Source organism: Alcanivorax sp. HI0007, assembly GCF_001635525.1.
In the GTDB taxonomy this organism is placed as follows: domain Bacteria; phylum Pseudomonadota; class Gammaproteobacteria; order Pseudomonadales; family Alcanivoracaceae; genus Alcanivorax.
Genome location: NZ_LWEJ01000140.1, coordinates 1 through 260 on the forward strand (window position 1 = coordinate 1; position 260 = coordinate 260).

Sequence of the window (260 nt, forward strand, 5' to 3'; positions counted from 1 at the left end):
GCTGATCCAGAAGCTCAAGGACGTACTGCCCAACTGGATGCCACTGATCGGCGTGGAAGGCGGCCACTTCAATGTGGTGCCGGTGGACTTTGTGGCGGATGCCCTGGATCACATCGCCCACCAGCCGGACCATGATGGCCAGTGTTTTCACCTCACCGCGGACCGCAGCTACAACCTGGGCGAACTCATGGACATTATTGCCGGTGCCGCCCAGGCCCCGCGCTGGCCGGTAAAACTGGATAACAGTCTGTTTAACGCCG

Annotated in this window: 1 pseudogene; it reads left to right on the forward strand. The window is 60.4% G+C overall.

Annotated elements, in window-relative coordinates:
• Positions 1 to 260 (forward strand): annotated as a pseudogene (locus tag A3714_RS17995) (short chain dehydrogenase); the annotation flags it as partial.